Origin of the sequence: Haladaptatus sp. SPP-AMP-3 (assembly GCF_049568665.1) — an archaeon.
GTDB lineage: Archaea > Halobacteriota > Halobacteria > Halobacteriales > Haladaptataceae > Haladaptatus > Haladaptatus paucihalophilus.
Window position 1 is genome coordinate 1,947,801 of record NZ_CP145897.1, and the last position, 12,824, is coordinate 1,960,624.

The following is a 12,824-nucleotide window of genomic DNA, read 5'->3' on the forward strand; positions in this document are numbered from 1 at the left end:
ACCGGGGGAAGGTTGCGATGGGGAATTCGTAATCCGACGTCAGCAGCCGTCCGAGAGCGTGATTTTCGCGTCGTCCACGACGGCCTTCCCGTCCATCGTGTACGGGCCGTCCGTCTCCCCCTCGGACGTGAGGAAGTCGTAGGACCCGCTGTCGTCGCTGTCGAAGTGCGGCATGGCGATGAGCGTGGTGTCTCCGTCCAGCATCGACATCTCGTAGTCGCCGCCGGGGACGCCCTCGTACAGCGAAATCTCGACGTCCTCGTGGGTTCCCGCGTCGAGCGCGTCGGAGACGCCGATAACGCTGTCGAACACCTTGCCGTCGAGGAGGCTCGCGTCGTGGATGGTGACGAAGCCGCCGTCCGAGAGGGTCGCCCTGTTGACCCAGACGATCTCGCCGTCGGACTTCTGGTCGCGGAAGCAGACGTCCGCGGTCGGTTTCGGGTCCATCTCGACGGAGACCATCGCGTCGTCAACGACGGCTTCCCCGTCCGCCGTGTACGGACCGTCCGCCTCGCCCCCGCTCTCCACGAAGTCGTACTCCTCGTTGCCGTTCGAGTCGAGATGGGGCATAGCGATGAGCGTCGCGTCCTCTTTCATCATCTCCATATCGAACTCGCCGCCGGGGACGTTGAACAGGGAAACCGACACGTCCTCGTGGGAACCGGCGTCGAGATAGTTGGATACCCCGATGACGCTATCGAGGACTTCGCCGTCGAGCAGGCTGCTGTCGTGGATGGCCACGAAGCCGCCGTCCGAGAGGGTGGCGGAACCGACGCTGACCATCGTGCCGTCGGAGGTTTGGTCGTCGAGCGTGACCGACGCCATCGGCTTCGCATCGACGGAGACCATCGCGTCATCAACGACGGCTTCCCCGTCCGTCGTGTACGGGCCGTCCTTTTGTCCGCCGGAAGAGACGAATTCGTACTCGCCGTTGCCGTTCGAGTCCACGTGCGGCATGGCGATGAGCGTGGCATCCTCCTCGAACATCTTCGAATCGAACTCCGCGCCCTTCACGTCGAACAGTTCGACACCGACGGTTTCGTGTGTGCCCGCATCGAGCGCATCGGAGACGCCGATGACGCTCTCCAGCGCCTTCCCGTCGAGGAGGCGGTCGTCGTGGATGGCGATGAAACCACCCTTCGGGAGCGTCGCCGACGCGACGCTGACCGACGTGCCTGCCGTGGTCTGGTCGTCGAACGTGACCGACGCCGACGACTGCATCGCAATCGCGGTGCTACTGAGCGCGAGGGCCGACCCCGTCACGGCGGCACCCGCGAGAAACCGCCGACGGGAAGTCGAGTTCGAATCGCTTGGTTGGGTCGTATCGACCGAGGGGTCTGGTGCAGTCATGATAACCGACGATAGCTATTTCTGAAGGTAAATAGAAGAACATTTTCGCAAATCTCACCCAAATTCATCGGTATTCGAACTACCCAACAATACCAATTTGAGAATGTATCTGAAAATCTGGGTTTGAGTTTAGATTTCAGTTTGGGAATTCGAGGATGGGCGATTTTCGCCGACGACTCCCGTTCGTTTCGAAGTTTTTAACGAGGGACTCAGGAAATCAACCCCTCCATTTCGACTGGAAAACAGATAGCGGGCATCGACTTCGCTTCAGGCGAACTTCCGGACCGTTACGTCGAGCGTGTCCAAATCGACGATAGGGGCGAATCCCGAGTCGGGGTCGATGTTCACGCTCTTTTGGAAATCCGTCTGGGCCTGCCAGCAACCGGAGTTCATGGCGAGGACGTTGTGGTACTTGCCGAAGCCGAGTTTGTGAACGTGGCCGGTGTGGAAGATGTCGGGCACCTCGTCGATAACGAGGTAGTCCTTCTCCTCCGGCGCGACGCGTGTGTGGCCCCCGTACTGGGGCGCGACGTGGCGCTTTTTGAGGAGTTGATACATCGCCTTGTGCGGTTCCTCGTAACTCGCCTTTTCCGCGGGCAGTTCGGCGATAACTTCGTCCAGCGAGACGCCGTGGTACATCAGCACCGAGACGCCCTCTACCGTCACCGTGGAGGGGTTGCTCGTGATTTTCGCGTCGTGGACGTCCATGATGGAGCGGAGTTCGTCGTCGAATCCCGGTTGCGGTTCGGCGAGTCGAACCGCGTCGTGGTTGCCGGGAATCATGACGATCTCCAAGTCGCCCGGCACCTCCTTCAGGTACTCCGAGAACTCCTCGTACTGTTCGAAGATGTCGATGATGTCGAGTTCCTCGTCCTGATTCGGGTAGATACCAACGCCCTCGACCATATCGCCGCAGATGAGGAGGTATTCGACGTGTTCGGCCTCCTCTGTGTGAAGCCAGTTGGCGAACCGATGCCACGCGTCGGCCATGAACTCCTGACTGCCGACGTGCACGTCGCTGATGAGCGCGGCCTGCACGTGACGATCTGCGGTCGACGGCCGATAGGTCCGCGGCACGTCGGGGAAGTGAAGCGAATCCACGAACAGGATGCCCGCGTCGTCCGAGAGCGTTCCCTCGACGGCGATGGTTTCGTCCAACAAGAGTTCGTCCACGACGCTGGCGAACTCCCGGTCTTTCATGATGAGACACGGGAAGGTCCCGTTCGTGTCTTCGAGTTCGACGAGCCAGTGCCCGCTCGCCGTGGAGCGAATGTCACTTATCATGCCGACGATGGCGGCGTCGCTTCCGCCGGGCATGCTGGCGACGGCGTTCGTCGGACGGGCGTTCACCCGGCCACGTAGTTTGCCCGAAAGGCGCTGGAACCGGTCGCGGAACACCGTGACGAAATCGTCGTATTCGCCAGTCCCCGTGCTCGCACCGGTCATGTCATTGAGGATGTCCACCGACTGTTCGGTAGGACTTCGTGACACAGACCCCTTCGTTTCAACTGGAGATGAAGTCGCGTCTGCTGTCGATTTCGCGGCAGAAACTCCACCTGAAGCGAAGGGGTCACGCGCCCGGTTCGAGGAGTCATCGAGAACCGTTCGCACGTGTTCGACGGAGAGTTTCAGGGCGTCTTCGGGGGCGGATTCGACTGCACGTTCGAGCGCCGTTCCGGGGTCAGGGGCGGACGCGAGAAGCGTGACGGCCTCGCGGTCGGCGTTGTACCCGCGACTCGTGAGTTCTCTGACGATTCGAGCCGGGGTTTTCAGCGGCACATCTCTCCAGAGACGCGGATAGGCAAAAAGGCTAGCGAACCAACCCAGAAGGTTGACAACGCGGGGAAGATTACGTAACCGCAATGAGTCCCCCAGACGAGTCGTCGTCGGACGGTATACGGGACACCGGACCCGATGGCTCCGGTCCGGTCGCGTGGATTCGTTGGTTCCGACACACCGACAACGGGACAGTCGTGTTCGTCCGTGAGATGCTGGAAAGCGCCGCCGTCGTCGTCGCAATCGGTCTCATCCTCTTCGCCGTCAGCGGCGTGTGGCCGCCGATGGTGGCCGTCGAAAGCGGGAGCATGCAGCCCCAGATGTATCGAGGCGACCTCATCTTCATCATGGACCAGCACCGCTTCCCGCCGAACGCCGCCCACGGCGACACCGGCGTCGTCACCTACCAGGAGGGAAAGGACACCGGCTACAAGAAGTTCAACGATTACGGAGACGTGGTAATCTACCTGCGCTACGGGAGGAGCGACGAAACGCCCGTCATCCACCGTGCTCGCTTCTGGGTAGACAAGGGTGAGAACTGGTACGACAAAGCGAACAAGGATTACATCCTCGGTGCGGAAAACTGTCAGGAGTTACCCAATTGCCCCGCACCGCACGCCGGATTCATCACCAAGGGCGACAACAACGGCGAGTACGACCAGGTGGTCCGTATCAGTGACCCAGTGAAACCGGAGTGGATTCGCGGCACCGCCGAGTTGAAGATACCGTGGCTGGGCCACGTCCGCCTGTTCTTCTCCAAGGCGGCCGTCATCGGTCCGACCGTCACGCAACAGGACGGAACCAGCTATTCGGCCGTCCCGCCGGTACAACAGACACACCCGACGGCAAATACGCCCCAATCCGCAACCACCGTCTGATTTCCGCGTCGTTTTATGTATTTTGCGTCACATTGAGCCTTCATGAGTGACGAGAGCGACCGCGACCCTTGTGATGACTGTCAGGAACCGGTACAGGACGCGCTGGCCCGAACGATTCGATTGTCCGTGGACCGCTCACAGATAGACAGCCAACGACTCTGCCCGGAGTGCTTCGCCAACTGGATAGACCGATACGACAGCGAGATGAAACCGACCGCCGACGCCGGGAGCACGAGTTCCGAAATCATCGTCGATTGAACCCCCTTCTTTCGAGTAGAAAACGGGACACGGAAGCCGAAGGTCTGCCGCTCGACCCGCTACCGAAACCGCCCCCTGAAACGGTATGGAGCCGTCAGTAGCCGAACCAAGATGGCAGACAAAACTCGGTCGAGTTCGATGGTCGAAGATGTCATAGTTCGGATTCGAAGCCGCTCACCAACCCCTTCGTTTCCAGTGAAAAACCGGCCACAGGCGGTGGGATTTCGGACGAACCGACCCCGGACGAAACGTACCTCCCCACGACAATAGTTGTCGTTGTCCGACCGTGGCGTTCACGGGTATCTCTTTTTTCGTCCGTAGCGTTCCCGTTTATCTCGTCCGTGGCGTCCTGGTCGTCCGTGGCGTTCGTGGTCCGCGACGGTTTCCCCGTTCGCGTCCTACTCCCCGTTTTCGTCGTCCTCGCCCTCGTCGTTCTCGCTCGCGGACAATCCGTCGTCGCCGCGGTCCAGCGCCTTCGGTACGCCGCGGTGGTCGGAGTAGCCGTCGAACCAGCGGACGATACGCTCCAAACGGTCCACGACGTGTCCCGGTTCGCCGCTCCGGGAGAGTTCGTGGCCTTCGCGTGGATAGCGCACGAGTCGCGTCTCCACATCGTTTTTCTTGAGGAGGAGGTACAGCATCTCGGCGTTGTTCACCGGGACGCGGAAATCGTTGTCGCTGTGGATGAGCAGCATCGGCGTCGTCACGTCCTCGACGTACGCGGTGGGCGAACGCTCCCAGAGGAACTCCGGTTCCTCCCACGGCGTCGTGTCGAAGTCCCACTCGATGAGTTTGAACGCGTCCGTCGAGCCGTAAAAGCTGCTGAGTTCGTACACGCCGCGCTGGCTCACCGCGCCCTCGAAACGATCTGTGTGGCCGACGATCCACGCGGTCATGTAGCCGCCGAAGCTTCCACCGGTGACGAACATGTCGTCTTCGTCGATGTAATCGCGCTCCGCAACGAGGTCCACGCCCGCCATCACGTCGGCCATGGTCGTATCGCCCCAATCGCGTCCGATGGCGGCCATGTGTTCTTCGCCGTAGCCGGTCGACCCGCGCGGGTTCGACCAGAAGACGGCGTAGCCTTCCGCGGCGAGCGTCTGGAACTCGTGCCACATCGTGCCGCTCGTGGACCACATCGCGTGCGGTCCGCCGTGGATTTCGACGACGAGCGGATACTGCTCGTCCGCATCGAAGTCCGGCGGCGTGAGGAGCCACCCCTGAATTTCGACGCCCTCGTCGGATTCGAAGCGGAGTTCTTCCGGTTGTCCCACCGCGCGGTCGTTCAGGTACTCCGCGTTGGCGCGGGTGAGTCGATGCGTTTCGGCCCCGCCGGGCGTGGAGACGAACAGGTCGCCCGGATGGTCCCACTCGGATTTCGCGTAGGCGACGGCATCGGTACCGACCGAGAAGTCGGTGATGTGCCCGTCGCCGACGACCCGCTGTAGCTCCTCGCCCCCGTCGCCCCGAGCGCGCCAAATCACTTGGTCGCCTTCGTCGGGTGTGCCGAAGTACACCCGCTCCTCCTCGGGGTCCCACTCCGGAGCGATTGCGACCGTTCTGTCGAGCGTTTCGGTGAGCGTCACCGTCTCGCCCGTGGTCCGGTCGAAGACCTTGAGGTCGGCCTGTCGGAGCGTGGCGTTCTCCTCGGGTGAGTAAATGTAGGCGATTCGGCCGTCCTCCGTCGCCGCTAACGACGCGCCCCACGCACTCGTCCGGAAGAGCGTTTCCTCCTCGTCCGCGTCGATGTCGTAGGCGACGACATCGACGATGATGTTGTCGTCCGGGTCATCCTCACGCTTGGCACCGAAGTAGAGCGTCGTCTCGTCACCCCAGTCAGGTGCCGCGAAGTCGAAATCGCCGTCCGTCAGTCGTTCGACGGAATCGTCGTCCAAATCGGCGAGGTAGACGTGGCTCCGTTTCCCGTCGAAATAGCTCGTGCCCGCCCGGTAGATTTTACGGTCGATAACGCGGGGGTCCGGCGTTTCCGGTTCGTACTCTTCGCCGTCGAGGGAGACGTCCCGCTCCTCGTCCCGGTCGTCCTCGGTGCTCGACTGGACGAACGCAATTTTCGTCCCATCGGGGGACCACGCCAACTGTGAGACGCCGCCCGCCACGTCCGTCACCTGTCGCGCCTCGCCGCCCGCCGTGGGCATGACCCACAGTTGCGGTCGGTCGTCGTCCGCGCCCCGAGTGCTCACGAACGCGAGTCGGTCCCCGCTCGGACTCCACCGCGGGCTACTGTCCACGCCCTCGGTGATGGTGAACTGCTTCGGTTCGTCGCCACCCAGCGGAACGACGTACACCGTCGCCTCGTACTTCTCGTCGTCCTTCGGAACCGAGCGGACGAACGCCACTCGCTCGCCGTCCGGCGAGACTTGCGGGTCGGTCACGCTAACGAGGTCGTGATACTCGTTGGCACGTATCGTCTCCATATCCCTTCACTCGAAACGCGAGCCAAATATACTTTCGATTCGAAATATCCCGTCAAACCAATTTATCGACAGTTGCTGATGAGACATCACTCGCCTGGCACCGTGTTAGAATGAAAGTGCGCCCACGTGGCGCTCGTAGCATGGCACGCGACAAACGGTACGCGGGCGCGAGTAGAACTACGCTTTCAGCACTGTTAGGTCTATCGCCATGGTAGGATGACGATGATTTCAACCGGGTCCCCGCCTCGCTCGGAGAGTTTCAAATTGGCCGACAGTTGTCGAGTTTATGGTCAGAACCGAACAGCGGAGAGAAAGTGGCAGTGAATATAAATTTCGGAGGTGGATTCTGGGACCCGCCTACGTTCAGAAGAACTTCGAAATCGCATCCAATAGTATCGCGAACGCTCTCGGGCCGAAAATCGCGAGGAGTGTTTCGAACGAGAGCGAACCGAGCGCAGAGAGGATGATGAAGTTTCTGTCCTTCATTTCGCCGAAACCGGCCGGGACGGTCAGCATCCCACGAGTGAACGGGAGCGTGTTGCTAAGCGGAATGGCGAGCGGACCCCATCGTTCGAGCCAGTGGTCGAACCGGTCCAGCGACGAGTCGTCGATTCGGAACCACGGTTTTTCGAGGAGGTATTCACGCCCGCCGCGCTTCGCCAGCAGGAACAGCGCGTACTGTCCGGCCGTCGAAGCGATGACGGCGACGACAACGATGACTGCTATCGTCCGATAATCGCTGGGCGACTTCGCCAAGACGGTGACGCCGACCGGGACGACGGTCTCGCTCGGCGCGAAGTACAGCATCATCGCGCCTTCGAGGATGAAGATGAAAAACAGAGCGAACAGGCCGTACTGGTCGAGCCACTGTTTCGCGAGCGTTTCGTCGCCGAACAGGAAGAGGAGAATACCGGCGACGGCCACGAGCGCGACGCCGCCCGCGAGCACGAAAACGCCGTAGTTCGCGACGAACGTTCGAATCGAACGAGAGTTCGGGGCAAACGACAGAATCGCCAATCCGAAAACCGAGAAGGCGAGGAGGGTCGGTATGGTCGTCTCGACCGCAACGAGCGAGGCGATGTGCATCAGATACGGATATTGACGGGACGGGCTAAATGCGTTGTGACCCATCCCCAGAGCGACGCGGTTTTGGGGATTCCGCGGGTAGCAGTGATATGAACTTCGCCGAGCGTCCACGTCGCCTTCGTCGTGACGGAATCAGAGAGTTAGTCAGCGAGACGACCCTCGACGCAACCGACCTCATCGCACCCGTGTTCGTCGATGCGACGACGGACGAGCGGGTCGAAATCGAATCGATGCCCGGACACGAGCGCGTCCCGATAGACGAGAGCGTCGCGCGGGTGCAGGAAGTGCTGGAAACGGGCGTCAGGGCCGTGATGCTGTTCGGCATCCCCGAATCGAAGGACGAACGAGGCAGTCGCGCGTGGGCCGAAGACGGCGTGGTACAGGAAGCGACGCGTCGAATCACGGCCGAGACGGACGCCACGGTCATCACCGACGTCTGTCTCTGTGAGTACACCGAGCACGGCCACTGCGGAATCGTCGAGGACGAAGCCGCGGACGACCCGCGACTCACGGTGAAAAACGACGAGACGCTCGACCTGCTGCAGAAAATCGCCGTCTCGCACGCCGAGGCAGGTTCGCAGATGGTCGCACCTAGCAGCATGACGGATGGAATGGTGGAAGCGATTCGCACGGGACTGGACGAAGCGGGTTTTTCCGACGTGCCCATCATGAGTTACGCCGCGAAGTACGAGTCCGCATTTTACGGCCCGTTCCGTGACGCGGCGGACGGCGCACCCGCCTTCGGTGACCGACGGCACTACCAGATGGACCCGGCCAACGCGCGCGAAGCAATGCACGAGGTCGAACTCGACGTGGAACAGGGTGCCGACATACTGATGGTCAAACCCGCACTGCCGTACCTCGATATCGTGCGGGACATCCGAGAAGAGTACGACCACCCGATTGCCGCCTACAACGTCTCCGGCGAGTACGCGATGTTGCACGCCGCGAGCGAAAAGGGATGGCTCGACCTTCAGGAAACGGCGCTCGAATCCCTGCTGTCCATCAAGCGAGCGGGTGCGGACCTAATCTTGACCTACTTCGCCGAAGATATCGCCGAGGAACTCGCGTAGACGGGGAACAAATCACTGAGGCGGCAAAAGAAGGAATCTATCGCCGGATTTGTGCCGTTCTACCGCGCGCCGAATCGTCAAGGAGCGTCGCGGGGGAGCGAAACATCACGAAACGTTCGTCCAGAAATAAGTCGGAGGAGGGCGGTTTTCCGCCCACATTACAACCTTAAACGGATTGTATCCGATAATAAATCGAATGTTCATACAGTTGTGAGCCGAATAAATGGAAAACGTTGACAGGTAAGGTTATATGCGACAGCACTGTTCTGGTTTAGCATGGCACAAGACACGGGCACGGACGACTATTCGATATACCTCGACAGCCAACCCGACGACCTCGTGATCGTCCCGACGGAAGGAGACGGCGAGTGAGAAGATAGAACGGAGCGTGTATAGTGAGAAAACGAACGGGACCGAACGGTGTTATTCCGAATTTGAATTCGAATCAGAACTAGAATTGGTAGTCGAATCAGAATCCGAGTTCGAATCGGAATCCGAACCCACATCGAGCGAACCGAGCGTCTTTTCGGCCCATTTGATGGCGTAGCCGACGCCGTGGTCGCGGTAGGCCTGTGTGTCGAGTGCTGAAAACGGCGCTGGCGGTTCGATACCGTGTTTGATGGCGCTACAGGCGAACTCGGTGGCGTCGGGGAAGTCGGTGGTTCCGGTCACGACTTCCCGGGTGATGCCGTCCACTCGCGGTTCGATTCGTTGACCCGCGTCCTGCCACGCCTCAAACAGTCGAGGATGCGTTCCCTGCCAATCGGCGAACACCTCGCGCGTGTACAATCCGTTGTACGCGTCACACAGGGCGACGGCGAGTTGGTACGTGGCCGCGGGACCGAGCGGAACGACCTCGGCGAACTCCCGGTATCGACCCTCGAAGAATTCGAGGAAGTGCTCGGAAAGGTCGAGTCCGACCTCGACGAGCGCTTCCGCGACCAGAAAGTCGACGAACTCCTCGGGTGACCCCTGAACGCGCGCTTTCACGAAGAGGACGGGTGGGTCGGTTTGGTGAGTCCACGCCACGCTGCCGTCTCCCGGCATCCCGACGACGAGGTCGGACCCGGCGAAGCGTCGGAGGAGTTCCGGAGCGTCGTCGGGTAGCCACTCGTCGGGTGCCGAAAACGGACGGAGTTCGTCCGTCAGGAGTGCGAGGTCGTCGCGCGCCGGAATCGGGAGCGTCTCGAAATCGCGTTCGCAATCCAAGACGAGCGCGTCCGGCGCGTGGTCGTCTCGGACCGCTGCCACGTCGTCCGGCACAGACCGTTGGCGAAACATCAGGCGATGAGCCAAGCGTTCATGATGACTGCAAGTACGGCCACCATCGTCAGTACGACCGTCCCGATGACGATTTTCGTCGGAGTGTTCATACCCATTCGTTCCCACTCGATTGCTTAAAATCTGCCTACTCGGGTCGAAACCCCTTCGTTTCCACTCCAGATTGACCGTTTTTCATCAGTCGGCACGTTTGGTCACCCGGTAGGTACCAGAAATATCCCCGAAATTCGGGGCGAGCCATACCGACTCATCAGTATCGCACCACCCCAGATGGGTAGCGTGTATCCGTACGCCTTCGATTCCGAGAGAAGACTCCGAGCGAGTTGTTCGGACGGATTCATACAGTGCTCTCCGACATACCCGAGCAAAGCCCCCGTCCCTGCTAGTGTACGCGTTTAATACGGCGAGCGATACTTCGGTGGAAGCGTTGGAAATCGAATCGAATCGGCGAAACCGAAACGGAATCAGCTATCCGCCGCACCAGTCCACGAGTCGGGGACCTGAATGACGTATCGACCGTTCTCACGCATGGCGATGATGTACTCGTCGCGTTCGTACAACTCCATCAAGTTGAGTTCGTACTGCCCGGGTTCGACAACCTTGATGCTCTCGAACTGGCTGTTGAGCTCCTCGCGGAGTTCGTCGAGACTCGGCTGGTCGTCTTCGGGCGGTTTGATAACCGTACCCGTTCCCTCGCTGTCCGGCCGTTCCGGAAGTTCGTCGTCCGGGACGATTTCCGAGCGAGCACTCGCCTGTGCGCGGTCCTCAGTCGATTCGGCACTGGGTTCCGCCGTCGGTTTTCGAGTCGGCTTCGACTGAGCCGACTCGTTCGCCTCTGCCCGCTCGCTCGCTTGTGGTGTTTGTTCGGGGCGGTTTGTCGGTTGGGTGGGCTTCGGCGCGGGTTTGTTACGGTCCGAGTTCGCGGATTCCGAGCCCGAACGACCACGTGATCCGACCCACCCTTTGACCGTATTCGCCGCTCGACCTACCGTCCCGGACCCGCCTGCACTGTCAGCCGTCGGTGCAGCGTTCGCGCTCGCACCCGCGGATTCGGTGGCCTTCGTTTCGTCTTGAGATGACCCGGACGGTCGGAATTGGAACTTGTTACCGCCACAGTCGGGACACCCCGAAAGCATCTCCTTCGACCCGTCCGCAAACGTCCGTCCACAGTTCGTACACTCGTGGGGCATTATTTGTGGGAAATGAGGGCGCTGATGAGGTTCTCGTCCTTGTGGAGCGTCTCGATCTGGTTCGCCGGACCGATGACGGTGAGTTTCGAACCGGTAGACTCACGACCCATCAATCGACCGAGGAGACCACTGTCGGATGTCTTCGAACGGGGATACGTTTCGATTTCGATACCACTGAACTCGTCGGGGCTGATTTCGGTCATCGTCACCTCGATGAGCTTACTCTCCTCGTCGGGAGACAACCCTTCTTCGAGGATGACGATGTTGCCGTCACGGACGCCATCAAGTATCATCCGAATTTTTTCCATGCTGGTCTTCCCAGCCATCCGTTCACCACCGATGAGGTCGACTTGAACGCCGTCGTCTGAATTTTTCACTTCCGGCATTGGAATCACCCGAAGTACTCCGCGATTTTCGTGTACACTTCATCCATGTTGTCACCCTCCAGCGCGGAGAGTGGAATCGTCTCGTGTTGCGGATACGCGTTACGAATCCGCTGGACGCTCGAATCGTCGAGGTCGGTTTTGTTCGCGAGGATAAGTACCGGTAGGTCCTGACTCTCGATGATGCCGATGAGCATGGTGTTCACTTGCGTGAACGGGTCGGTCGAGCTATCGAGAACGTAGATGACGCCATCGACATCCTCACGGAGCCAGTGCATCGCTTCCGCGACACCTTCCGTGGCCTCGCGGGAACGGCGAACGGCGTCCTCCTTCTCCATATCGTGGTCGAGGAACTCCTCGTAATCGACTTTCGTCGTGACACCCGGCGTGTCAACGATATCGATGGTGACTTTCCGTCCGTCGCGTTCGATTTCGACGTTTTCCTTCCTACGCGCGCGGCGTGTTTCGTGTGGAACGTGGCTCTCTGGACCAACGGCGTCACCCGTCCAATCACGAGCGATGCGATTGGCGAGCGTCGTCTTCCCAGCGTTCGGGGGCCCATAGATGCCGATCCGTTTCGGCTCTTCCGACGAGAAGAGCTTGTCGGTCACACGTGCAATACTTTGCCTGAGACCAGTAAACAATCCCATCCTTTTTCCTCCCAGACCCCAGTGTCGGATAATCACTCTAGACAACCGGTTGTCGAGATGAGCCGGACGTGCGGGGCTGTTGCGCGTACAAATTTACGCCATTCACTTAAACCTATGTCAGACAACTCTTGACGCAATTCCCATCCGGCAGTGGGAAAGAAATAGCGTAGGACGAACTCGAAGAAAACACGATTAGGACCCCAAGAAAACGAGGAACGAACTCCAAGAGAACACGAGACGGACTCCAAGAAAGGACACAAAGAGGTCGATTCAAGCCCCGGACGATGGTCGAACAAGGGGTACTTTCGTTGCTCCTGGTCCGTCCTTTTTTCGTCGCATCGAATTTTTGTTCAACGGTCGTGTTCGAGGGATAGGTTCCACTGGAAACGGAGGGGTTGTCGGGTCGCGTGGGCGAAAACGACTGGACGATTCTCACGCGAAGGATGGAAATAGAGGCGAAAGTG

General features: G+C 60.1%; 11 protein-coding genes. 3 read left to right on the plus strand and 8 right to left on the minus strand.

Going from position 1 to position 12,824, the window contains the following annotated elements:
• Window positions 1-39: 39 nt before the first annotated feature.
• Complete coding sequence (locus V5735_RS10830; protein ID WP_423743529.1) at window positions 40-1,350, minus strand: DUF7282 domain-containing protein; 1,311 nt, start codon at window positions 1,348-1,350, stop codon at window positions 40-42.
• Window positions 1,351-1,617: 267 nt separating this feature from the next.
• On the minus strand, window positions 1,618-3,129 hold the full coding sequence (locus V5735_RS10835; protein WP_423743530.1) for a DNA-directed DNA polymerase II small subunit: 1,512 nt from the start codon (window positions 3,127-3,129) through the stop codon (window positions 1,618-1,620).
• Window positions 3,130-3,212: 83 nt separating this feature from the next.
• Here V5735_RS10835 and V5735_RS10840 point away from each other — a divergent pair, with 83 nt between their 5' ends.
• Together V5735_RS10840 and V5735_RS10845 are read left to right on the plus strand one after the other, a co-directional pair.
• A complete protein-coding gene (locus tag V5735_RS10840) occupies window positions 3,213-4,004 on the plus strand; it encodes a S26 family signal peptidase (RefSeq protein WP_423743531.1) in 792 nt (263 codons plus the stop codon).
• Between the two features lie 42 nt (window positions 4,005-4,046).
• Window positions 4,047-4,262 (plus strand): DUF7569 family protein, encoded by a 216-nt coding sequence (locus V5735_RS10845; RefSeq protein WP_423743532.1) that lies wholly within the window; start codon window positions 4,047-4,049, stop codon window positions 4,260-4,262.
• Window positions 4,263-4,660: 398 nt separating this feature from the next.
• Here the strand turns inward: V5735_RS10845 and V5735_RS10850 are convergent, their stop codons facing one another.
• A complete protein-coding gene (locus V5735_RS10850) occupies window positions 4,661-6,697 on the minus strand; it encodes a S9 family peptidase (RefSeq protein ID WP_423743533.1) in 2,037 nt (678 codons plus the stop codon).
• Window positions 6,698-7,060: 363 nt separating this feature from the next.
• A complete protein-coding gene (locus tag V5735_RS10855) occupies window positions 7,061-7,783 on the minus strand; it encodes a DedA family protein (RefSeq protein WP_423743534.1) in 723 nt (240 codons plus the stop codon).
• Between the two features lie 89 nt (window positions 7,784-7,872).
• On the opposite strand from V5735_RS10855, the gene hemB reads away from it, so the two are divergent.
• Window positions 7,873-8,856 (plus strand): porphobilinogen synthase, encoded by a 984-nt coding sequence (gene hemB / locus V5735_RS10860; RefSeq protein ID WP_423743535.1) that lies wholly within the window; start codon window positions 7,873-7,875, stop codon window positions 8,854-8,856.
• A gap of 423 nt (window positions 8,857-9,279) precedes the next feature.
• On the opposite strand, the gene V5735_RS10865 is transcribed toward hemB, so the two are convergent.
• The 4 genes from V5735_RS10865 to V5735_RS10880 form a co-directional block, all read right to left on the minus strand.
• The gene (locus V5735_RS10865; RefSeq protein WP_423743536.1) at window positions 9,280-10,137 is read right to left on the minus strand and encodes a DUF7089 family protein; all 858 of its coding nucleotides are present in this window, start codon (window positions 10,135-10,137) and stop codon (window positions 9,280-9,282) included.
• A gap of 464 nt (window positions 10,138-10,601) precedes the next feature.
• Window positions 10,602-11,327 carry an OapC/ArvC family zinc-ribbon domain-containing protein gene (locus V5735_RS10870; protein WP_423743537.1) on the minus strand — a complete coding sequence of 242 codons (726 nt, stop codon included), beginning with the start codon at window positions 11,325-11,327 and terminating at the stop codon, window positions 10,602-10,604.
• Window positions 11,327-11,713, minus strand: a complete 387-nt coding sequence (locus V5735_RS10875; protein WP_423743538.1) for a DUF2073 domain-containing protein — start codon at window positions 11,711-11,713, stop codon at window positions 11,327-11,329. Before V5735_RS10875 ends, V5735_RS10870 begins: the two co-directional genes overlap by 1 nt.
• 5 nt (window positions 11,714-11,718) lie before the next feature.
• Entirely contained in the window at window positions 11,719-12,360 is a 642-nt protein-coding gene (locus V5735_RS10880; RefSeq protein ID WP_069453137.1) for an Era-like GTP-binding protein, read from the minus strand.
• Between the last annotated feature and the right edge of the window lie 464 nt (window positions 12,361-12,824).

Excerpts from the sequence above, each read along its gene's own strand:
- V5735_RS10865 (WP_423743536.1), bottom strand. The coding sequence starts at position 10,137 with ATGTTTCGCCAACGGTCTGTGCCGGACGACGTGGCAGCGGTCCGAGAC.
- V5735_RS10875 (WP_423743538.1), bottom strand. The coding sequence starts at position 11,713 with ATGCCGGAAGTGAAAAATTCAGACGACGGCGTTCAAGTCGACCTCATC.
- V5735_RS10870 (WP_423743537.1), bottom strand. The coding sequence starts at position 11,327 with ATGCCCCACGAGTGTACGAACTGTGGACGGACGTTTGCGGACGGGTCG.
- hemB (WP_423743535.1), top strand. The coding sequence starts at position 7,873 with ATGAACTTCGCCGAGCGTCCACGTCGCCTTCGTCGTGACGGAATCAGA.
- V5735_RS10855 (WP_423743534.1), bottom strand. The coding sequence starts at position 7,783 with ATGCACATCGCCTCGCTCGTTGCGGTCGAGACGACCATACCGACCCTC.
- V5735_RS10830 (WP_423743529.1), bottom strand. The coding sequence starts at position 1,350 with ATGACTGCACCAGACCCCTCGGTCGATACGACCCAACCAAGCGATTCG.
- V5735_RS10845 (WP_423743532.1), top strand. The coding sequence starts at position 4,047 with ATGAGTGACGAGAGCGACCGCGACCCTTGTGATGACTGTCAGGAACCG.
- V5735_RS10880 (WP_069453137.1), bottom strand. The coding sequence starts at position 12,360 with ATGGGATTGTTTACTGGTCTCAGGCAAAGTATTGCACGTGTGACCGAC.
- V5735_RS10840 (WP_423743531.1), top strand. The coding sequence starts at position 3,213 with ATGAGTCCCCCAGACGAGTCGTCGTCGGACGGTATACGGGACACCGGA.
- V5735_RS10850 (WP_423743533.1), bottom strand. The coding sequence starts at position 6,697 with ATGGAGACGATACGTGCCAACGAGTATCACGACCTCGTTAGCGTGACC.